This is a genomic window from Mycobacterium sp. 852002-51152_SCH6134967 (assembly GCF_001667105.1).
Lineage (GTDB): Bacteria > Actinomycetota > Actinomycetes > Mycobacteriales > Mycobacteriaceae > Mycobacterium > Mycobacterium neumannii_A.
In genome coordinates this window covers 1-21,324 of record NZ_LZIK01000032.1, presented here as the reverse complement: position 1 = coordinate 21,324, position 21,324 = coordinate 1, and the positions used below count along the sequence as shown (strand labels likewise).

General features: G+C 67.5%; 18 protein-coding genes. 12 read left to right on the top strand and 6 right to left on the bottom strand.

Annotated elements, in window-relative coordinates; all coding sequences use genetic code 11:
* Positions 1 to 130: 130 nt before the first annotated feature.
* From A5790_RS10445 to A5790_RS10435, 3 genes are all read right to left on the bottom strand, one after another.
* On the bottom strand, positions 131 to 1,780 hold the full coding sequence (locus A5790_RS10445) for a glycosyltransferase family 87 protein (protein ID WP_082961671.1): 1,650 nt from the start codon (positions 1,778 to 1,780) through the stop codon (positions 131 to 133).
* 77 nt (positions 1,781 to 1,857) lie between these two features.
* Positions 1,858 to 4,272 (bottom strand): transglycosylase domain-containing protein, encoded by a 2,415-nt coding sequence (locus A5790_RS10440; protein WP_066843305.1) that lies wholly within the window; start codon positions 4,270 to 4,272, stop codon positions 1,858 to 1,860.
* Positions 4,273 to 4,483: 211 nt separating this feature from the next.
* Positions 4,484 to 4,909, bottom strand: a complete 426-nt coding sequence (locus A5790_RS10435; RefSeq protein ID WP_064346105.1) for a DUF5318 domain-containing protein — start codon at positions 4,907 to 4,909, stop codon at positions 4,484 to 4,486.
* A 128-nt stretch (positions 4,910 to 5,037) separates the two neighbouring features.
* On the opposite strand from A5790_RS10435, the gene A5790_RS10430 reads away from it, so the two are divergent.
* From A5790_RS10430 to A5790_RS10385, 10 genes are all read left to right on the top strand, one after another.
* Positions 5,038 to 5,871 (top strand): thioesterase family protein, encoded by an 834-nt coding sequence (locus A5790_RS10430; protein WP_066843303.1) that lies wholly within the window; start codon positions 5,038 to 5,040, stop codon positions 5,869 to 5,871.
* Positions 5,872 to 5,894: 23 nt separating this feature from the next.
* Entirely contained in the window at positions 5,895 to 6,749 is an 855-nt protein-coding gene (locus A5790_RS10425; RefSeq protein ID WP_066843301.1) for a DUF1707 domain-containing protein, read from the top strand.
* Positions 6,750 to 6,862: 113 nt separating this feature from the next.
* Entirely contained in the window at positions 6,863 to 7,417 is a 555-nt protein-coding gene (locus tag A5790_RS10420; protein ID WP_064346166.1) for a PadR family transcriptional regulator, read from the top strand.
* 47 nt (positions 7,418 to 7,464) lie between these two features.
* A complete protein-coding gene (locus tag A5790_RS10415; protein ID WP_064395143.1) occupies positions 7,465 to 8,541 on the top strand; it encodes an inositol-3-phosphate synthase in 1,077 nt (358 codons plus the stop codon).
* A gap of 94 nt (positions 8,542 to 8,635) precedes the next feature.
* Positions 8,636 to 9,535, top strand: coding sequence for an alpha/beta fold hydrolase (locus tag A5790_RS10410; protein ID WP_066843300.1), 900 nt, complete (start codon positions 8,636 to 8,638; stop codon positions 9,533 to 9,535).
* 115 nt (positions 9,536 to 9,650) lie between these two features.
* A complete protein-coding gene (locus A5790_RS10405; RefSeq protein ID WP_066843297.1) occupies positions 9,651 to 10,451 on the top strand; it encodes an LLM class F420-dependent oxidoreductase in 801 nt (266 codons plus the stop codon).
* A 52-nt stretch (positions 10,452 to 10,503) separates the two neighbouring features.
* On the top strand, positions 10,504 to 11,181 hold the full coding sequence (locus tag A5790_RS10400) for a GntR family transcriptional regulator (RefSeq protein ID WP_066843295.1): 678 nt from the start codon (positions 10,504 to 10,506) through the stop codon (positions 11,179 to 11,181).
* A gap of 99 nt (positions 11,182 to 11,280) precedes the next feature.
* A complete protein-coding gene (locus A5790_RS10395) occupies positions 11,281 to 13,011 on the top strand; it encodes an ABC transporter substrate-binding protein/permease (RefSeq protein WP_156656358.1) in 1,731 nt (576 codons plus the stop codon).
* On the top strand, positions 13,011 to 13,754 hold the full coding sequence (locus A5790_RS10390) for an amino acid ABC transporter ATP-binding protein (protein WP_066843291.1): 744 nt from the start codon (positions 13,011 to 13,013) through the stop codon (positions 13,752 to 13,754). Before A5790_RS10395 ends, A5790_RS10390 begins: the two co-directional genes overlap by 1 nt.
* A 77-nt stretch (positions 13,755 to 13,831) precedes the next feature.
* Positions 13,832 to 14,278: a MarR family winged helix-turn-helix transcriptional regulator gene (locus tag A5790_RS10385; RefSeq protein ID WP_066843289.1), complete on the top strand. Its 447-nt coding sequence runs from the start codon at positions 13,832 to 13,834 to the stop codon at positions 14,276 to 14,278.
* A 4-nt stretch (positions 14,279 to 14,282) separates the two neighbouring features.
* On the opposite strand, the gene A5790_RS10380 is transcribed toward A5790_RS10385, so the two are convergent.
* Positions 14,283 to 15,623: an amylo-alpha-1,6-glucosidase gene (locus A5790_RS10380; protein WP_066843387.1), complete on the bottom strand. Its 1,341-nt coding sequence runs from the start codon at positions 15,621 to 15,623 to the stop codon at positions 14,283 to 14,285.
* Positions 15,624 to 15,676: 53 nt separating this feature from the next.
* On the opposite strand from A5790_RS10380, the gene A5790_RS10375 reads away from it, so the two are divergent.
* Entirely contained in the window at positions 15,677 to 16,342 is a 666-nt protein-coding gene (locus tag A5790_RS10375; protein WP_066843287.1) for an SDR family oxidoreductase, read from the top strand.
* 45 nt (positions 16,343 to 16,387) lie between these two features.
* Here A5790_RS10375 and A5790_RS10370 read toward each other — a convergent pair whose 3' ends face one another.
* Together A5790_RS10370 and leuS are read right to left on the bottom strand one after the other, a co-directional pair.
* On the bottom strand, positions 16,388 to 17,245 hold the full coding sequence (locus A5790_RS10370; RefSeq protein WP_066843285.1) for a type IV toxin-antitoxin system AbiEi family antitoxin domain-containing protein: 858 nt from the start codon (positions 17,243 to 17,245) through the stop codon (positions 16,388 to 16,390).
* Between the two features lie 98 nt (positions 17,246 to 17,343).
* Entirely contained in the window at positions 17,344 to 20,187 is a 2,844-nt protein-coding gene (leuS, locus tag A5790_RS10365; protein WP_066843283.1) for a leucine--tRNA ligase, read from the bottom strand.
* A 177-nt stretch (positions 20,188 to 20,364) separates the two neighbouring features.
* Between leuS and A5790_RS10360 the strand changes: the two genes are divergently transcribed.
* The coding region (locus tag A5790_RS10360) for an LpqN/LpqT family lipoprotein (protein WP_066843281.1) at positions 20,365 to 21,324 on the top strand (960 nt) is incomplete at its 3' end.

Here is a 21,324-nt window from a genome sequence, read left to right as displayed (position 1 = left end):
ATCGTCCTGCGCGGGTGTGACCTGGCGCCGGAGTTGCCCTCCTGACCACTTCGCCGAATGTGCAACCAGCTGCGCTTCAGCAGCCTCTAGCGCAGGTAGGTTCACAATCGAGGCGGCACCGAGGCGGCGACTACCTCGAGACCGCATCCAGGTCGCGCTCCTCCACCGAATCCCGCTCTGTACGCAGCCTCGACGCGTCGGGCCGCAACCAGTCGGGCAGCCACCGAGGCGGCGCGTCCGGAGCCCGGTCGAACACCCCGCCCGCCGGGTCGTCGACCACTCCGCGAGCCCGGACCAGGTCGAGTTCGGGGCGATAGATCTGGCGAATCACCAACGCGCACAACGCCATCACGGCGATATCGCGCAGCAGTACGGTGATGGTGAACGGCTGTTCCGGCAACCCCATTTTTGCCTCGCCGTAGAGGTACAACATCCGTGGCACCCACACCAGCGCGTCGATCGTCATCCACGCCAACAGGATCCGCCGGTGCGGCAACGCCAACACCGCCAGCGGCACCAGCCATAGGGAGAACTGCGGGCTCCATACCTTGTTGGTCAACAGGAACGCCGCGACGACCAGGAACGCGATCTGCGCCACCCGCGGGCGCCGCCTCGCCGTCAGAGCGATGTACCCGATTGCGATACAACAGGACACGAACAGCAGCGCCGAGACGGTGTTGGTCACCGTCGGTGGTTCCCAGAAACCCAGATCGGGGTCGAACCCGCGCCAGCCGGTGAACGACTTGATGACGTTGTAGATCGAGTCCATGTCGTCGCCGCGACGGGTGTTGAGCCGGAAGAACTCCGACCATCCCCGCGGGAAGAGCACCATGATCGGCAGGTTCACCACCAGCCATGCCGCCACCGCCGCCGCGGCCGTCTTGCCAACCTCCCGCAGCTTGCCGGTTCGCACCGCCAGCACCGCCAGCGGCGCCAACAGCAAGAGCGGATACAACTTCGCCGCCACACCAAGACCGATCAGCGCGCCGGCCAGCACCGGTTTTCGTCGCGCCCACGCGAGCAGCGCACCCGTCGCGAAAGCCGTTGCCAGCGCGTCGAAATTCGTGAAGATCTGGAAGAGCACCAGCGGCGAGGCAGCCACCAACGCCGCGTCCCAGACCCGCCGCGGGCCGGCCAAGCGCGACGTCGCCCACACCGTGGCCAGCCACGCCAACGCCAGCCCCAGCGCAGCGATGTTGAAGAACATCACCACCTCGGCGATCACCGGCACCGACACCAGCTTCGTCAGCGCTGTGTAGGTCTTGGCCAACGACATCGCCACGTACTGGTAGATGCCGGTCAGCACCGGATACTCCATGTAGCGCACCGCGACGTTGCCGTCGTACTGGATGTGCGGCTGGCCGGTGGCGTCCTTCTCGATCCAGCTCGACTTGTACGGGAACTTGCCGAGGTTCAGCAGTTCGGCGGTGTACAGCGGGACCGTGTCGGAGTAACAGAGTTGGAAGTAGGCCCGTTGGTTGCTCCAGTCGGCCACCCGCTGATCGGCGGTTCCCGTGCCGGTGGTCTGCAGGCACGCGGCCTTGGTCGAATAGCCGAGCGCCAAGAACACCAGCGCGATGATCAGCATGACGCGCAGCGGGGTCAGGAACCGCTGCCTGCCGATCAGCGCATGCCTGCCGACCGGCCCGCCGACGACATCGGAGAGCGCGGCGCCGATGACGTCCGTGCGGCTCGGGAGATCGCGCTCGTCGAAGCTTCTGGTGTCGGCCGCCGGCGGAGCCGGCGATACCACTTCGGCCGGCGGAGCCGGCGATACCACTTCGGCCAGCCGCGCAGGCGACACGATGTGCGGCGAGGTCGTCGACGGCTCGCCGGTTTCCTCGCCCCCCGCTTCGGTCACGGAGGCGGTAGCGGCGCGCCTGGCGCCGGGGGTGCTCCAACGGGTGCGGGCGGCGGCGCTCCGACGGGTGCAGGCGCTGGGACGCCGGGGGCGGGACCACCCGGTACCGGGGCCCCGGGTACGGTGCCGCCCGGCGGCGGAGCCACCGGGACCGTCGTCGGCGGACCCCACGGAATCGTGATGCCGGGCGCCACTTCGATCGTCGGCTGGATGACGGTCTGCGACGGCGGAGTGACCTCCGTCGAGGGAGCCGTCGTCGACGGCGGCGGCGGCGCCTGCGGAACACCGGCATAGCCGCCGATCTCCTCGGGCTTGGGGAACGACTCGTTCTCGGTATCCTCCAGCGCGCCGTCCATCGTCGCCTTCCAGATGTCCGACGGCAGACCCGAGCCGTAAACCGGTGAGCCCCACTTGTTTTCCAGCGGCTTGGTGCCGTCTGTGGTGCCGACCCACACCGCGGTGGACAGCGACGGCGTATAGCCGACCATCCACGCGTCGCGGTTGCTGTCGGTGTCGCCCAGCTGGTTGGTGCCCGTCTTGGCCGCCGACGGGCGACCGCCGGCCAGCGCATGACCGTTGGAGTAGGCCGCGATCGGCTGCATCGCCGAGGTCACGTTGTCGGCGACCTTCTTTTCGATCCTCTGCTCACCCGAGTTGTCCTGCTGCGACGCGTCGAACAGCACCTCGCCCTCGGAGTTGACGACCTTCTGCACGAAATGCGGTTTGTGGTACACGCCGGAGGCGGCCAGCGTGGCGTACGCCGACGCCATGTCGATCACGCGGGACTGGTACTGGCCCAGCACGATTCCGTTGTTCGGCGGACCGCCCTGCCCGTCCTCGGACAGGGTGTGCTCGACGCCGGGGAAGCTCTCGGCGATGCCGGCCTGGTGCGCGGCGTCGGCGACGTCCTGCGGACCGTTCTTCAGCTTCAGCATGAGCCGGTAGTAGCTGGTGTTCAGTGAACGCTTCAGCGCCTCGGCGATGTTGCACGTGCCGCAGCCGCCGCCCTCGACATTGGTGATCTTGATGCCGTTGACTTCCAGCGGCGAGCTGTCGACCTGGGTGCCCAGGCCCATGCCCTGCTGCAGCGCCGCGACCAACGCGAACACCTTGAACGACGACCCCGTCGGCAGACCGGCCTGGGCGAAGTCGAAACCGTTGGCGTCGGTGCCGCCGTAGTAGGCCTTCACCCCACCGGTGCGGGGGTCTATCGACACGATCGCGGTGCGCATGTCGGGGTCCTGGCCCTCGAGGTACTCCGAAGCGGCCTCCTCCGCCGCCCGCTGCGCGTTCGGGTCGATGGTCGTGGTGATCTGCAGGCCTTCGGTGTTCAACGTCTGCTCGTTGATGTCGAAGAGCTCGAGCAGTTCCTTCTGCACCTGCCGTTCGATCAGGCCGTTGGGCCCCGTGGTCTGGTTCTGCGAGCGCGCCAGGTCGGGCGGGACCGTCGCCGGGAACACCTGCGCCGCCCGCTCCTCGGGGGACAGGGCGCCGATCTCGACCATGCCGTCGAGCACCCAGTTCCAGCGCGCCGTGGCGCCCTCGGGGTTAACCGCCGGGTCGAGCGCCGACGGCCGCTGGATCAGCGCGGCCAGCAGCGCGCCCTCGGCGACGTTGAGCTGTTCGACCGGTTTGTTGAAGTACGCCTTGGAGGCAGCGGCTATGCCGTAGGACCCGCGACCGAAGTAGATGATGTTCAGGTACGACTGCAGCACTTGGTCTTTGGACCACTCGCCGGACATCTTCGTCGAGATGACCAGCTCCTTGGCTTTTCGGATCAAGCCCCCGACGCCGGAGCGCTCGGAGCCGACCAGCGCGTTCTTGACGTACTGCTGGGTGATCGTCGAGCCGCCCTGCAAGTCGCCGCCGAACAGGTTGTTCTTGATGGCGCGCGCGAAACCGGTGAACGAGAAGCCCGGATTCGAGTAGAAGTCGCGATCCTCGGCGGCCATCACCGCGTTGCGCGCCTGCACCGGGATTTGGTCGATGTTGACGTCGACACGGTTGCCTTCAGGCGGAACGATTTTCGCGAGCTCGCTACCGTCGCTGGCCAGGATCGTCGACACCTGGTTGGTGCGGATGTCCCCGGGTTTGGGGACGTCGACGATCATGTAAGCCATTCCGAACGTGATGAGCGGCAACACGATGAACACCGCCGCCGCGATGAGGCCGCCGCGACGCACCCACGTCCAGTTGATCTGGCTGGGCAGCCCGCGCCGCGGACCCGACGGGCCGCTCGGAGGCCCGCCCCCGCCCGGCGGTCGGGGCGGCGGTGGTGGCGGCGTCGGGGGTTTACGCGTCGGAGTGCCGTCCAGCGCCGCCTTGACGACGTCGACGGGGTCGCGCAGATGCGGAGGACGCGCCTCGCGCACCGGCGGCAGCACCGAGGTGTGCCGGTCGTCGGGCGGCATCGGCCGTGTCCTGGAATCCGCCGGCGGTCGGTGTTGAGGTCCGTCGGGGGACGGGCGGCGCGGTGGTGCGTCGGCGGTGGGGCGCTGTTGCGGTGCATCCCCGGGAGGCCGGCGTCGGCCGCCGTCGCCGGTGTTGGGTTTGGGCGCGCTCACGCCATCAGCCCCGTGTCCTGAACGGACATCGTTGACTGACCGGTCGTGGCGCCCTTCGCTATTCACTGGCCGTGCGCGCCCGTGAGCGCGCGGTTCGAGTGCCGGGCTTTCCCTTGGGTGGTGGGACCGCACCGAGCACGTACGACTTGACCAGGTGATTCCAGCTGCAGGTGCGGCATACCTCCACCACGTGTACGGAGAACTCGTCGTATCGGGACGCCAGCAGGACCAACTCCTCGGCCGTTCGTGCGGAACCCGATACCGGGCCAAGATGGTCGCCGAATACCCACGACACCAGGGTGAGCTGTTCTTTCCGGCAGATCGGACACGTCACCGAACTGGGCTTGCCGTGGAATTTGGCGGCGCGCAGCAGATAGGGATTGGCGTCGCAGACCTCGGAGACGCCGGTGCGTCCCGAATAGACCTCGGCCAGCAGGGACCGTCGCCGAAGTGCGTAGTCCACCACCTGTCGCTGCAATCGCACGAGGACCAGAGTACGTCGGCGATGCGACTACCGGAGCGTGACGGCACGGTCACGCCCCTCTCTAAGGTGTTTGATCTGGACCGACGGCAACAGCAATCGGCCGTGTGCGGCGAACTTGAGGAGACTCGATGTTGGACGGGCGCGACTTCGCCCTCGACGGTGGGCCCTCCGGTGAAGGCTCGAGCCGATTCACCCGCGACCTCGGCGAACAGTGGTGCTTCGACGGTCGGGCCTTCGGCGGCTATACCTCCGCACTGGCGCTGGCCGCGATGTTCGCGCACAGCGGTCGGCCGGCGGCGGCGTCGCTGTCGGTGACCTTCGTCGACGCCGGAGCGCCCGGCCCGCTCGAGATCGACGTCCGCAGCATCCGCGGCGGACGTACCGCCGCGGCCGTCGAGGCCACCATCCGCCAGCGGGAGCGCACCATTCTCATCGCGAACAGCTGGTTCGCCGACGGTTGGCTCGGACCACCGTCGGTCGATGCACCCGTCCCCTTCGAGCGTTACGCCGTCCCGCTGCCCGAACCGGAGTCCGCTCCCCGGCTGGACTGGATCGGCGAGGAGTACCGGTCGCTGCGGTTCGCCCATCGCCGAGGCCTGGACTACCCGGCCAGCCTGACCCGCTTCGCGGACCGTCGGCCGGAGGTGGCGCTGTGGGTGAGCGCCGACAGCGATTCGCCCGGTGACCCGCTCACCCATCCGCAGATCGCCGACGTCCTGCACGCGGACGCACACCTCTTCGATGCGCCGGGCAAGGTCAGCGGATTCGTCGACGCCTGGCTGCTGAGTCTGGACCTCAGCCTGGTGTGGCAGCCCGGGGCGCACCTGGTGCCGTCCACGGCATGGCGGCTGCTCGAGGCGCGGGGTTCGGTCGCCAGCGGAGGTGTCTCGGCCTACGGTTCGCTGCGCGGCTCGGACGGATCGCTGCTGGCCGTGATGACTTCACAGGGACTCATCCGCTGACTTTTGCTTCTACGATCATCGGCGTGGCAACCCGGCAGACATCGGCGACGCGGGCCAAAGACAGCGACCGCAACGACACGTGCCAGATTCTCGACAGCGCCATGGCCGAGGGCCAGCTGTCGATGACCGAGCACGGCGAGCGAGTCAAGGCGGCGACGACCGCGACCACGCTCGGCGAGCTGCAGGCGTTGGTGGCCGACCTTCAGACCAACAACGCACCGGTGCAACTGCCCACGCTGAAAAAGCCGCGGGCACTGCCCATGGCCGGCAGCGGCTGGGGTCTGCGTCTCGCGGTGGCCGGTGTGCTGGTGGTGCTCGGCATCGCGATCGGATGGGGTCTCTACGGCAACACCCCGTCGCCGCTGAACTTCACCTCCGACCCGGGTGCGAAGTCCGACGGCATCACCCCGGTGGTGCTGACCCCGCCCAAGCAATTGCACTCGCTCGGCGGGCTGACGGGTCTGCTCGAACAGATGAAGCAGCGGTTCGGCGATACCAACGGCTACCGGCTCATCGTCTATCCGGACTACGCGTCGTTGACCCGGCCGGATCCGAACGAGGAGCGCCGCGAGCTGATCTACACCTACCGCGGCGGTTGGGACGATCCCTCGTCGTCCTCGAAGTCCAGCGATGCCGTCGAGGTCGACCTGGGCAAGTTCGACGCCAAGGCGGTCGTCGGCGTTCTGCGCGGCGCCCCGGAGACGCTCGGCATGAAACCCGAGGACGTCACGAGCACCTATCTGTCCATCGATCCGGCCACCGACCCGACGACCCCAGGTGCGCTGTCGATCGACGTCTACGTGTCCAGCGACTACGGCAGCGGCTACATCGAGCTGGCCGGTGACGGCACGGTCAAGCAGGTCAACTACCCCGGCTGAGGCCCGCAGCGTTCGCGCGACGGTTACCCGACGTTCGCGCCGAATATATCGGCGCGATACTATGGTGCGAGGTGTCGAACCGCCGTAACGGACCAGCAAAGGGGGTGTCTTCAGTGTTGGAACTCGCCATCCTGGGACTCCTGCTGGAATCGCCGATGCACGGCTACGAACTTCGCAAGAGATTGACGGGGTTGCTTGGCGCCTTCCGCGCATTTTCGTACGGATCGCTTTATCCCGCCTTGCGGCGCATGCAGAACGACGGGCTGATCGTCGAGGATGCAGCGCCGGACGGCACCCCGAAGATGCGCCGGGCGCGACGCGTCTATCAGCTCACCGAGAAGGGCAAGCAGCGCTTCTCCGAACTGGTGGCCGATACGGGCCCACAGAACTTCTCCGACGACGGATTCGGTGTCCATCTCGCCTTCTTCAACCGCACCCCGGCCGAGGCCCGGATGCGGATCCTGGAGGGGCGTCGTCGTCAGGTGGAGGAACGCCGCGAGGGTCTGCGTGAAGCCGTTGCGCGGGCCAGCAGCTCAATCGACAGGTACACCCGGCAGCTTCATCAGTTGGGGTTGGAGTCGAGCGAGCGCGAGGTGAAGTGGCTCAACGAGCTGATAGCGGCGGAACGTCTGAGCCAGGGGCGCTCAGACAACACTGTGCAGCCCTAGGCAGAACCGAACCAACTACGACAGGGATTACGAAGGGAAGAGACGTCATGTCATCCAACGGAGAGGTGCGGGTCGCGATTGTCGGCGTGGGCAACTGCGCGTCCTCGCTCGTACAGGGCGTGCAGTACTACCACGATGCCGACGAGACGGCGACCGTGCCCGGCCTGATGCATGTGCGCCTCGGCCCCTACCACGTGCGCGACGTCAAGTTCGTCGCCGCCTTCGACGTCGACGCCAAGAAGGTCGGCTTCGACCTGTCCGAGGCGATCTTCGCGTCAGAGAACAACACCATCAAGATCGCCGACGTGCCGCCGCTGAACGTCACCGTGCAGCGCGGCCCGACGCTCGACGGCATCGGCAAGTACTACGCCGACACCATCGAGGTCTCCGACTCCGACCCCGTCGACGTCGTCAAGGCGCTCAAGGACGCCGAGGTCGACGTCCTGGTGTCCTACCTTCCGGTCGGCTCGGACGAGGCCGACAAGTTCTATGCCCAGTGCGCGATCGACGCCGGCGTGGCGTTCGTCAACGCGCTGCCGGTGTTCATCGCCTCCGACCCGGAGTGGGCCAAGAAGTTCGCCGACGCCGGTGTCCCGATCGTCGGCGACGACATCAAGAGCCAGATCGGTGCGACGATCACCCACCGCGTGATGGCCAAGCTGTTCGAGGACCGCGGCGTGCAGCTCGACCGCACCATGCAGCTCAACGTCGGCGGCAACATGGACTTCCTCAACATGCTCGAGCGCGAGCGGCTGGAGTCGAAGAAGATCTCCAAGACTCAGGCCGTCACCTCCAACCTGCAGCGTGAGTTCAAGACCAAGGACGTGCACATCGGCCCGTCCGATCACGTCGGCTGGCTCGACGACCGCAAGTGGGCCTACGTGCGGCTCGAGGGCCGCGCGTTCGGTGACGTGCCGCTGAACCTGGAGTACAAGCTCGAGGTGTGGGATTCGCCGAACTCGGCCGGTGTCATCATCGACGCCGTTCGCGCGGCGAAGATCGCGCTCGATCGCGGAATCGGCGGCCCCGTCGAGGCGGCCTCGGCCTACCTGATGAAGAGCCCGCCCAAGCAGCTGCCCGACGATGTGGCCCGGGCGCAGCTCGAAACCTTCATCGAGGGCTGAGGCTCTTTCGTCGATACCGAAACCGACGTTTTGGCGGATTTGTGCGAGTGCGGACCGCCACTACGTCGGTTTCGGCGTTTTGTAGGGTCACCTGATGACCGACATCTCGCCTGACGACGAACTGGCTGCGCTCGACGAGTTCACCTTCCTGCGGGAAAACGCGCGCCAGGCCGGTGTCGAGGCGGTGCCGCCGGTGAAGCGTATCGACGCCGGGCCGATCAGCTCCCTGAAGTTCGGCGACGCCTCGCCGCGGGTGGTCTTCCTGCACGGCGGCGGACAGAACGCGCACACCTGGGACACCGTGATCGTCGGGCTGGGCGAGCCGGCGCTGGCCATCGACCTGCCCGGGCACGGCCGGTCGGCATGGCGCGAGGATGGTGACTACGGCCCGAAGAACAACGCCGTCGCGATCGAACCCGTCGTCCGCTCAGTGGCTTCCGACGCTTCACTGGTGGTGGGGATGTCGCTGGGCGGCCTGACGGCGTTGCGTCTGGCCGTCGCGGCGCCCGACCTGGTGCGCAGGCTGGTGCTGGTCGATGTGACGCCGTCGGCGCCCGAGCGACACACCCAGATGACCGAGGCGCAGAAGGGCACCGTCGCTCTGGTGCAGGGCGACCGCATCTTCCCCTCGTTCGAGGCGATGCTGGACAAGACGGTCGCTGCGGCGCCGCACCGCGACCGGGAATCGTTGCGGCGCGGCGTGTTCCACAACGCCAAGCGGCTCGACGACGGCACCTGGACCTGGCGCTACGACGAGATGCGCAAGGGTGAGGGCTTCGAAGGGCTGTGGGACGACGTCCCGCGGCTGGAGGTGACGACGACGTTGGTGCGCGGCGCCAACTCGTTCTTCGTCAACGACGACGATGCCGCCGAGTTCGCCCGTCGTGCACCGGGATTCAAGGATGTACAGATCGTCGAGGATTCCGGACACTCGGTGCAGAGCGATCAGCCGGGCAAGTTGATCGAAATCCTGCGGGCGGTTCTGGCCGAGTAGCCCGGCGCGGCGCGAGCGACCGCAATTGTTCGCGGATCGGCGGTGTGTCGGCGGGCGGACACGGTCGCTCGCGGGGTTTGGCGGTCGGGAGACTGACGCTGCGTACGGTTGAAGCGTGAGCTATCCGATCCGTGTCGGCGTGCAACTGCAGCCGCAGCACTCCCCGAAGTACAGCCATATCCGCGACGCGGTCCGACGCTGCGAGGACCTCGGTGTCGACGTCGCGTTCAACTGGGACCACTTCTTCCCGCTCTACGGCGATCCCGACGGCGCCCACTACGAATGCTGGACCATGCTGGGCGCCTGGGCCGAGCAAACGTCGCGCATCGAGATCGGTGCGCTGGTGACCTGCAACTCGTACCGCAACCCCGAGCTGCTGGCAGACATGGCGCGCACCGTCGACCACATCAGCGACGGTCGCCTGATCCTGGGCATCGGTTCAGGTTGGAAGCAGAAGGATTACGACGAGTACGGCTACGAGTTCGGCACCGCAGGCAGCCGGCTCGACGACCTCGCCGAGGCGATGCCGCGCATCACGTCGCGTCTTTCCAAGCTCAATCCGCAGCCCACCCGCGACATCCCCGTCCTGATCGGCGGCGGTGGTGAGAAGAAGACGCTGCGTCTGGTCGCCGAGTACGGCAACATCTGGCACAGCTTCTCCGACAGCGGCGAATATCCGCGCAAGGCCGAGGTTTTGGCGGGCCACTGCGCCGACGTGGGCCGCGATCCGAAGGCCATCGAGCGGTCGGCCGGCGTATCGGGCAAGACCGCCGAGGCCCTGATCGGCGAGGCCGACGCGCTCGCCGACCTCGGCGTCACGATGCTGACCGTCGGGGTCAACGGACCCGACTACGACCTGTCAGAAGCCGAGGCGCTGGTCCGGTGGCGCGACCGTCGTCGAAACGAAGGCGGCTGAACCGGCGTAACCCCTCCCGGCGGGGCGTGGTGCGTGAGAGACTGTCGCCGCCATGCCCAAAAAGTATGGGGTCAAGGAAAAAGACCTTGTGGTCGCGCACGTCGTGAACCTGGTCCTGACCGGCAAGCTCCGGTCGGGTGATCGGATCGACCGCAACGAGATCGCACAAGACCTCGGTTTGTCGCGCGTGCCGATTCAAGAGGCCGTCGTGCAGATGGAACACGACGGCATCTTGTCCACCCGGTACCACCGCGGTGCCTTCGTCGAACGCTTCGACGAGGCGTTCGTGCGTGAGCACCATGAGCTGCACGGGTTCCTGACCGGCATGGCGTCGGCGCGCGCCGCCGCCGAACCGGATCCCGGCGTTCTCGACCGGCTGGGCGCGCTGACCGATACGCTGCGCGGCACCCGCGACTCACGCGCCTTCTACGACGCCGCATGGCAGTACCGCACCGTGATCACCGACGCGTACGCCGGCCCCCGGCTGACGGCGCTCATCCGGTCGGTCCAAGCCTTTACACCCCGGGCGTTCTGGGTGACATATCTGAGCGATCACGACGAGATGCTGCCGTTCTACGAGGACGAGACCGCCGCGATCCGCGGCGGCGACGAGGAGGCCGCCCGCAACGCGTGCGTCACCCGCAGCGAGGCGATGGGTCGCATCATGGTCACCGAACTGATCCGACGGGGTGTGCTGCGCGGGGCGGGCGCCTCGCCGGTGACGTTCTGATCGATCCCAACCCGGCGAACGTGCGGCCCAGACCGATACGTTGCACAGATGACCACGTTCGCGCGGTTCGGCAAGATCTTCGTGGTGGCGCTCGTCGCGATGCTCATGACCGGCGTCGGTGTGGCCGGGCCCGCGCACGCCAACGTCGACCAGTGCGCACCTCCGGGCGTCGAGAGTGCCAGCGCCCTTCCTACCAACCTCGCCGCGGCGGCGACCGGGCCCGACGAGGACCGGTACACCACGCCATCCGTGGTGCCGCTCGCGGCGGTGGACGTGAACGCGTTGGGTCTGATCCAGCCGGGCACGCTGACTGTCGGCACCTTGTCGGACGCGCCACCGAGCATCTGCATCAACTCGGCCGGTCAGTTCACCGGATTCGACAACGAGGTGCTGCGCGCGATCGCCGACAAGCTGGGTCTGCGGATCAACTTCGTCGGCACCGAGTTCTCCGGGCTGCTGGCGCAGGTGGCGGCGCGACGCTTCGATGTCGGGTCCTCGTCGATCACCACGACCGAGGAGCGCCGCCGCACGGTCGGTTTCACCAACGGCTATGACTTCGGCTACTTTTCGCTCGTCGTACCCACCGGGTCGCCGATCACCGGTTTCGACAAACTGGCGCCCGGACAGCGCATCGGCGTGGTGCAGGGCACCGTACAGGAGTCCTACGTCGTCGACACCCTGGGCCTGCAGCCGGTCAAGTACCCCGACTACAACACCGTCTACGCCAGCCTGAAGACCCGGCAGATCGACGCCTGGGTCGCCCCGTCTCAGCAGGCGTCGGGGACGGTGCAGCCCGGCGATCCAGCCGAGATCATCGAAAACACCTTCAGTTTGGACAATTACATCGCATGGGCGGTGGCCACCGAAAACCGCCCGCTCATCGATGCGTTGAACTCCGGGCTGGACGCCGTGATCGCCGACGGCACGTGGGCGCAGCTGTACACGGAGTGGGTTCCGCGGGCGCTGCCGCCCGGCTGGAAGCCGGGGTCGAAGGCGGCTCCGCCGCCGCAACTGCCAGACTTCAACGCGATCGCCGGCGAGAACCAACAGACTTCGACCGGGCCCGCGGCGCCGAAATCGACTTTGTCGCAACTCAAGAACTCATTTCTGAACTGGGATCTGTACCGGCAGGCGATTCCCGACCTGTTGAAAACCGGTCTGCCGAATACGTTGATCCTGACCGTCAGCGCAGCCGTCATCGGCCTGGTGCTGGGGATGCTGCTCGCGGTCGCGGGGATCTCGCGGCACCGCTGGCTGCGGTGGCCGGCGCGGGTGTACACCGACATCTTCCGTGGCCTGCCCGAGGTGGTCATCATCTTGTTGATCGGCCTCGGGGTGGGGCCCATCGTGGGCGGGCTGACCGGCAACAACCCCTTCCCGCTGGGCATCGCCGCGCTGGGCCTGATGGCCGCGGCCTACGTCGGCGAGATCTTCCGTTCCGGCATCCAGAGCGTCGAGCCCGGCCAGATGGAAGCCTCACGCGCACTCGGCTTCTCGTACACCGCATCGATGCAGCTGGTCGTGATACCCCAGGGCGTGCGACGGGTGCTGCCCGCGCTGATGAACCAGTTCATCTCGCTGCTGAAGGCCTCGTCGCTGGTCTACTTCCTCGGGCTGGTGGCCGACCAACGTGAGCTGTTCCAGGTCGGGCGCGACCTCAACGCGCAAACCGGCAACCTGTCACCGCTGGTGGCCGCGGGCTTCTTCTATCTGATGCTGACCGTGCCGTTGACGCATCTGGTCAACTACATCGACAACCGGTTGCGACGAGGGCGAAAGCCCTCCGAGGAGGATCCGCTTCCGATGGCGACGTCTCAGGAGATGATCTGATGCGCACGTCCGGTTTCGATCCGGTGTCGTTGAGCGCCAACGACATCCACCTATCGTTTGGCCCCAACCCGGTGCTGCGCGGGGTGGACATCGACGTGCCCGCGGGCAGCACCACCGCGGTGATCGGGCCGTCGGGGTCGGGCAAGTCCACCCTGCTGCGCACGCTGAACCGCCTCTACGAGCCCGACCGCGGCGACATCCTGCTCGACGGCCGCTCGGTGCTCGCCGACAATCCCGACCAGTTGCGCCAGCGCATCGGGATGGTCTTCCAGAACTTCAACCTGTTCCCGCACCGCAGCGTGCTGGACAACGTGACCCTCGCGCCGCGCAAGCTCAAGCGGCTCAGCGCCGAGGAGGCCCGCGAGCTCGGGTTGGCGCACCTGGAGCGCGTCGGCCTGCGCAACAAGGCCGACGTGCGGCCGACGACGCTGTCCGGCGGGCAGCAGCAGCGGGTCGCGATCGCGCGGGCGTTGGCGATGGCGCCGCAGGTGATGTTCTTCGACGAGGCGACCTCGGCGCTCGACCCGGAGTTGGTCAAGGGCATCCTCGCGCTGATCGCCGACCTCGGCGCCGACGGCATGACCATGGTGGTGGTGACCCACGAGATGGGCTTCGCCCGATCGACCTCGGATGCCGTGGTGTTCATGGATCACGGCAAGGTCGTCGAGGCCGGACCGCCGGAGCAGATCTTCGATGCGGCCGAAACCGAACGTCTGCAGCGGTTCCTCTCGCAGGTGCTGTAACCGGGCCTCTGACGACTTTGAACTAACGCGTCCGTCACGCAACCTGGCATCACCTGACAGGTTAGACTGCCGAAATTATGGCGGAAGTCGTAGAACCGCAGGTCGCGGAGCTGTCAGGAGAGCTGCAGCGGGTTCTGTCCCGCGTGTTCTCCGTGCTGCGTCGCAGCGACACCAGCCGCACCGACGCGGGAGACCTCACGTTGGCCCAGCTCTCGATCCTGCTCACGCTGCTGGAGCAGGGCCCGATGCGGATGACCGACCTGGCCGCCCACGAGCGTGTTCGCACGCCCACGACCACGGTGGCGATCCGCCGACTGGAGAAGCTGGGCCTCGTCAAGCGCTCCCGCGACCCGTCCGACCTGCGGGCGGTGCTCGTCGACATCACCCCGGAGGGTCGCGCCCAGCACCAAGAGGCCCTCGAGGTTCGGCGCGCGCATCTGGCCAGCCTGCTGTCACGGTTGAGCCCGGAGGACATCGAGACTTTGACCAAGGCCATCGACCCGCTCGAGCGGCTGGCCGAGTAGCGGGCTAACCGAGCCAGTCCAGGACCGCGGCCGCCGTCCACGACTGCTGCATGCTGCCCAGTGGCTCGCCGGTGAAGGGTTCGTAGTATTCGGCGAACGTCCCGTCGCTGGCCTGGCGAAGTCCCTCCTGGCGCAGCAGACGCGCGCGTTCGGCCCAGCCGCGGCGCGCGAAGCACCACGAGAACAGCCACGTCATCACCGGCCACACCGGCCCGCGCCAGTATTCGCGCGGCCGGAATTCGCGCGACACCGGCGAGGTGGACGGAATGCAGGCGTACTTGAGGTCGGGGTGAGCGCAGAAGCGTGGGCCCTCCAGCAGCTTCACCAGCGTGCGTTCCTTGTCGTGGGGCAGACCGCCGCACAGCAGCGGGGCGAACTGCGCGACCGTTTCGGTGGCCACCCACTTGCCGGTTCGCACGTCGAAATCCCGTGCTGCGCCGGTTCTTTCGTCGGTGGCGTCGATGACGCCGTCACGGAATCGCTGGCCCCACGCGTAGAGGTCGCGGACGTCGGCGCGGGGGCGGCCGTAGTCCTCGCCGATCTCGGCGAGCACGTCGCAGGCGACTGCGAGGATGGCTGAGACGAACACATCCTCGACCGCGAAACTCATGACCTTGGGCAGCAATTCGTCGTCGTAGCGGGCCGACTTCATCTCCTCGAGCAACCAGAGGTAGCGGTCGTACTCGAGGTCGGACGGACGCTGGGTCGCGTCGGTGACGATCGTGTTGTCCTCGCGCTGGTACTCGGGCACGTTGCCCGGAATCACGTTGGCATAGGCGCTGTCCCAGCGCGGGGAGTTGTCCATACCCGACTCCCAGCCGTGGTACAGCGTGACGCGGCCGTGTTCGTTCGGGTCGCGGGCCTCGGCGAGCCAGCGGTGCCACTTGACGAGGTCGGACCAGCGGCGGTCCAGGAACGCCTCGGCCACAGCGCGGGTGGAGCGGCCGCGGGTGCGGGCGTGGTCGAGGATGCGCTGCACGGCGATCGCGTGCACCGGCGGCTGGGTGATACCGGACGTGTGCCGGTTGCGGGGTGCGTGCGCGGCCAGTGCGGACGTGGCCCAGCGCGCCGGGCCGGGAAAGTAGCCGTCGACACCGTTGGCGAAGACGATGTGCGGGATCATCCCGTTGGTCCACTGCGCCGAGAGCAGGGTGTCGAGTTCGACGACCGCGCGCTCGACGCTCAGCGGGGCCAGCCCGATCGCCACGAACGCCGCGTCCCAGCTCCACATGTGCGGGTACAGCAGCGGTGCCGCGGTGGTCATGGTGCCCAGGTCGTTACCCCGCAGCAGGTACGCGGCGCGGGCCGCGAGCTGGGTGGGCGCGAAGCTGTGGTCGGGTGGCATCCGTTCCATGATGCGACGCTTCGCCGCCGAACGCAGGTCGGTAGGGTTTCGACATGCCGACCGCGATGATCACGGGCGCCTCACGGGGGCTCGGGACGGCGATCGCCACGGCGCTCGCCGACAGTCACACACTGTTTCTGGCCGGGCGACCGTCGGCGGCGCTCGACGAGGTCGCCGCGCAGTTCGGCGCGACCACGTGGCCGATCGACCTGGCTGACGTCTCCGGTATCGAGGCCGCGGTCGAGCCGATCATCGAGCTCGACGTACTGATCCACAACGCGGGCGTGGCGTTCCCTGGCCGGGTCGCCGAGTCCACCGTCGACGAGTGGCGCACCTCCATGGAGGTCAATGTCATTGGCGCGGTTGCCCTTACACTCGCGCTGTTGCCGGCGTTGCGGGCCGCGGGCGGACACGTGCTGTTCGTGAACTCGGGGTCGGGGATCAACGCGTCGCCGGGATTGGCGTCGTATTCGGCCAGCAAGTTCGCCTTGCGGTCGTTCGCCGACTCACTGCGGGCCGATGAGCCGTCGCTGCGGGTGACGTCGGTGCACCCGGGCCGGATCGCCACGGAAATGCAGGAGGGTCTGGTCGCCTACGAGGGCGGCGAGTACGACCCGTCGCGGTTCCTGAGCCCGCAGAGTGTGGCGAAGGTGATCGCCGATGCGGTGCACACCCCGCCCGACGCCCACATGCACGAGGTCATCGTCCGCCCCCGCTAATAGTTCGGTGATTTCAGTGTAGTTTGTCGCGGCAGGCGCAACCAGTTACACCGAAATCGCCGATTTGATGAGCGCTATCACGCGGTCGGGGTACTCCGTGATGTCGAGCCACGTGAAGCGCAGCACCTGCCACCCCAGAAGGGTTATGTCGTTCTGTCGCACCCGATCCTGATGGAACTCGTCAGAACCGATATGGAACGCCAAGCCGTCAACTTCGATGGCGACCTTCGGGCCCTTGAATCCCACATCGACGCGATATTTGCCCACCGGGTAGTTCGCTTGCCACCCGGTGATCCCGGCTTCCCGGAGCAGCCTGAGCAGCAGCCGCTCGGCCGTCGATCGTGCGCCGTCCGACGCCGCCTGCAGAAGTACGCGCGCCGCGGGTGAACCGTAGCGGCCCTTGTTGCGGAGTTGGGCGCGCCACAGATCCCGCAGCGCTACATCCGCCTGGAGCGCGCGATCCATGATCTTTGCGCCATCGCGTGTCCGGACGGCGGCCTCAAGAACGGTCAATGGTCGGGAGGTGACGCGTAGCCCCTTGCATTCGACGATGTCCTCGGATGCAAGGTTCCGGCGGCGCAACCTCACGCCGCCGGGAGCTCGGCCGCTGCCGTTGCGAGGCATGGTGACGTCAACGAGATTCGGTGCGAAGCGGGCGAGGCTGTGCCACCACGCAGCTGTCAAGCCGCTCGCGACGGCAGTCTCCCCGCAACTCCACACCCCGACGCGTATACGCGCGGCGTCACTGAATGGCCGGTCGTCGACGAAGTAGACGCCGCGTGCGCACTGCCGCCACTGTCCGGACCGCACGCGCCTGTGAACGGCGGACCTGCTCATCCCCATGAGGCGAGCCTGGCTGAGCGTCAGCACACCATCGTGCCGACGGAGATGAGCGTTGAGCACTTAGTGATGGACGCGACAACCGCGCCTCCGGTTCCCTGTGCCGCTATTTCGGTGTCAATGGTTGCGCCAGTCGCGACCAACTACACCGAAATCGCGCGTTAGACGACGATGTTGACGAGGCGGCCGGCCACCACGATGACCTTCTTCGGCGTTGCGCCGTTGATGAACGCCTGAACCTTCTCGTCGGCCAACGCGGCGGCTTCCAGCGCATCGGCGTCCGCGTCCGCGGCGACCGTCACCCGGCCGCGCACCTTCCCGTTGACCTGCACGGGGTACTCGACGGTGTCCTCGACCAGATACTGCGGGTCGGCCACCGGGAACGGGCCCTGCGCCAGCGACGATTCGTGACCCAGCCGACGCCACAACTCCTCGGCCAGATGTGGGGCCAGCGGCGCGACCATCAACACCAGCGGCTCCAACGCCGCGCGTGCCGTCACCCCCTCCTTGGTCAGGTGGTTGGTGTACTCGATCAGCTTGGCCGCCGCGGTGTTGTTGCGCAGGCTCGTGTAATCGTCGGACACTCCGGCGATGGTGCGGTGCAACAACTTCAGCGTCGGCTCGTCGATCGCCTCGTGTTCGGCGACGCGGTTGGCGCCGGTCTCCTCGTCGACCACCAGGCGCCACACCCGCTGCAGAAACCGGTGTGCGCCCACGACGTCCTTGGTGGCCCACGGCCGCGACGCCTCCAGTGGCCCCATCGACATCTCGTAAACCCGCAGCGTGTCCGCACCGTAGTTGTCGCAGATCTCGTCGGGTGACACCGAGTTCTTCAGGCTCTTGCCGATCTTCCCGAACTCCTGGAAGACCTCTACTTCACCGTCGGGTCCAGGCAAGTAGAACTTGCCTTGCCGCTCAACCACTTCCGCGGCGGGCACGTATGCGCCGCGAGAGTCGGTGTAGGCGAACGCCTGGATGTAGCCCTGGTTCACCAGCCGGCGGTAGGGCTCCGAAGAGCTGACGTGGCCGAGGTCGTAGAGCACCTTGTGCCAGAACCGCGCGTACAGCAGGTGCAGCACCGCGTGCTCGACGCCGCCGACGTACAGGTCGACACCACCCGGGTCGTCGGCGCCGTGTTCGAGGGGCCGCGGCCCCATCCAGTAGGCCTCGTTCTCCTTGGCGCACAACTCCTCTGAGTTGTGCGGGTCGGTGTAGCGCAGCTCGTACCAGGAGCTGGCGGCCCACTGCGGCATCACGTTGGTGTCGCGGGTGTAGCGCTTGAGCCCGTCGCCGAGATCCAGCTCTACGTTCACCCAGTCGGTGGCCTTGCCCAGCGGCGGCGACGGCTCACTGTCGGCGTCGTCTGGATCGAACAGCACCGGCGAGTAGTCGGGTACGTCGGGCAGCTCGACCGGCAGCGCGGACTCCGGCAGCGCGTGCGCGCGGCCGTCCTCGTCGTAGACGATCGGGAACGGCTCGCCCCAGTACCGCTGACGCGCGAAAAGCCAATCGCGCAGCTTGTATTCGACGCGCTCCCGGGCGCGGCCCTCTGCCGCCAACCGCGCGGTGATGGCCTCCTTCGCCGAGGCCACGCTCAGCCCGTTGAGGTAGTCGGAGTTGACGATCTCGCCTTCTCCGGTGTACGCATCCTGCGAGACATCGCCGCCGGCAACGACTTCCACGATCGGCAGCCCGAACTGGTTCGCAAATTCCCAGTCGCGCGGGTCGTGTCCCGGCACCGCCATGATGGCTCCGGTGCCGTAGCCCAGCAGAACGTAGTCGGCGATGAAGATCGGCACGCGTTGACCGTTGGCGGGATTCGTCGCATACGCGCCGACGAACACACCGGTCTTGGTCCTGTTCTCCTGCCGCTCCAGGTCCGACTTGGCCGCGATCGCCGCGCGGTAGGCGGCGACGGCTTCGGCGGGCGTCGCGGCGCCGTACGTCCATCGCTCGTCGACACCGGAGGGCCACTGGTCGGCGACCGCCTTGTCGACCAGTTCGTGCTCGGGCGCCAGCACCATGTACGTCGCGCCGAACAGGGTGTCGGGGCGGGTGGTGAACACCTCGATGTCCCCGACGTCAGTGCCGAACAGGACGGATGCCCCTGTCGACCGGCCGATCCAGTTGCGCTGCATGGTCTTGACCTTCTCCGGCCAGTCCAGCAGTTCGAGGTCGTCGAGCAGGCGATCGGAGTACGCGGTGATCCGCATCATCCACTGCCGCAACCGTTTACGGAACACCGGGAAGTTCCCGCGCTCGCTGCGGCCGTCGGAGGTGACCTCCTCGTTGGCCAGTACCGTGCCCAACCCCGGACACCAGTTCACCAGCGAGTCGGACTGATATACCAGCCGATACGAGTCGATGACGTCGGCGCGCTCACCCTTCGACAGATCCGTCCACGACCGGCCGTCGTCGAGGCTGCGCGCACCCGACTCGAACTGCTCGACCAACTCCGCGATCGGCCGGGCCTTCTGTGCGGTCGGGTCGAACCACGCGTTGTAGATCTGCAGGAAGATCCACTGCGTCCACTTGTAGTAGTCGACGTCGGTGGTCGCGAAGCTGCGGCGCGAGTCGTGACCGAAGCCCAGCCGGCCCAGCTGGCGCCTGAAGTTGACGATGTTGGCCTCGGTGCGAATCCGGGGATGCGTCCCGGTCTGGATGGCGTACTGCTCGGCAGGCAGACCGAACGCGTCAAACCCCAAGGCGTGCAACACATTATGCCCGGTCATCCGGAAGTACCTGGCGTAGACGTCGGTCGCGATGTAACCGAGCGGGTGCCCGACGTGCAGGCCTTCACCCGACGGATACGGGAACATGTCCAGGACGAACATCTTGTCGGGGGGCACCGGCGAACCGTCGGCGGGCGCCAGCGACCCGACGGGGTTCGGCACGTGGAAGGTCCCCGCGTCGGCCCACCGCTGCTGCCAGGTGCGCTCGATCTGCCCGGCCAGCTCCGCGGTGTAGCGGTGCTGCGGGGTGTCTGTGGTCGGCGCGTCTGTCACGTGAACAGGGTATAAGCACCGATATTCGCGGTGCTTCGGCCACGGGTCGGTCTCGGTTGCATTGCGGGGAAGTCAGAACACGGTTGCAGGTCGATTCCGACGCTGGTCGCCGTGCTTCGCGGGTCGATACAGTCAGCGCCTGACCTCTTCCCGTGCAGCTCGGAAGGACCGACGCAGATGATCGAGATCGCCCCTCGCTGGCGGATATTGGCCGCAAGTGTGGCCACCGCCACCGCCGGCGTCCTCGGCTTTGCGGGCACGACCGCATCGGCCGAACCTCTCGTTCCGCAGCCACCCCAGCCCGCGTTGCCCACGGTCACGCAGACCGTCACGGTCACACCGAACGCCCAGCCCCTCACCCAACAGGGGGTGACCGCACCGGGTGTGACGTCTGCCACCGCGGGGACCCCGGTCGGCGCGGCGGCCCAAGCCGGCGCAGCGACTCCGGCGGGCGCGGCGACTCCGGCGGGCGCGGCGACACCGGCCGGTGCCGCGGCCCCGGGCCTGGCCGCCCGACCCGTCCCCCCGGCGCCGGTCGCGACGATCATGCCCGCCACCTCCGGCACGCTCACCGAGTTCTTCTCCGACAAGGAGGTCAAACTCGAGCCCCAGAACAGCCGCGACTTCAAGGCGCTCACCATCGTGTTGCCGATGCCGCGCGGCTGGGAGCACGTCCCCGACCCGAACGTGCCCGATGCCTTCGCGGTGATCGCGGACCGGGTCGGCGGTAACGGGTTGTACACCTCGAACGCTCAGGTCGTGGTCTACAAGCTCGTCGGCGACTTCGACCCCAAAGAGGCGATCGGCCACGGCTTCATCGACAGCCAACAGCTGCCCGCGTGGCGCAGCACCGACGCGTCGCTGGCCGAGTTCGGCGGCATGCCGTCGGCGTTGATCGAGGGGACCTACCGCGAGAACAACATGACGCTGAACACCTCGCGGCGTCACGTCATCGCCACGGCCGGACCGGACAAGTATCTGGTGTCGTTGTCCGTCACCACGAGCGTCGACCAGGTTGTCCCGGCCGCTGAGGCCACGGACGCGATCGTCAACGGTTTCCGGGTCACGGTCCCCGGGGCGCCCGCCGCAGCACCCCCCGCTCCGCCCGCCCCCCCACGTGCCCCCGCCCCCGCCGCC

Coding starts and splice junctions, on each gene's coding strand:
- A5790_RS10395 (WP_156656358.1), top strand. CDS start 11,281: ATGCTCATGACCGGCGTCGGTGTGGCCGGGCCCGCGCACGCCAACGTC.
- A5790_RS10430 (WP_066843303.1), top strand. CDS start 5,038: ATGTTGGACGGGCGCGACTTCGCCCTCGACGGTGGGCCCTCCGGTGAA.
- A5790_RS10385 (WP_066843289.1), top strand. CDS start 13,832: ATGGCGGAAGTCGTAGAACCGCAGGTCGCGGAGCTGTCAGGAGAGCTG.
- A5790_RS10410 (WP_066843300.1), top strand. CDS start 8,636: ATGACCGACATCTCGCCTGACGACGAACTGGCTGCGCTCGACGAGTTC.
- A5790_RS10415 (WP_064395143.1), top strand. CDS start 7,465: ATGTCATCCAACGGAGAGGTGCGGGTCGCGATTGTCGGCGTGGGCAAC.
- A5790_RS10400 (WP_066843295.1), top strand. CDS start 10,504: ATGCCCAAAAAGTATGGGGTCAAGGAAAAAGACCTTGTGGTCGCGCAC.
- A5790_RS10380 (WP_066843387.1), bottom strand. CDS start 15,623: ATGCCACCCGACCACAGCTTCGCGCCCACCCAGCTCGCGGCCCGCGCC.
- A5790_RS10440 (WP_066843305.1), bottom strand. CDS start 4,272: ATGCCGCCCGACGACCGGCACACCTCGGTGCTGCCGCCGGTGCGCGAG.
- A5790_RS10390 (WP_066843291.1), top strand. CDS start 13,011: ATGCGCACGTCCGGTTTCGATCCGGTGTCGTTGAGCGCCAACGACATC.
- A5790_RS10375 (WP_066843287.1), top strand. CDS start 15,677: ATGCCGACCGCGATGATCACGGGCGCCTCACGGGGGCTCGGGACGGCG.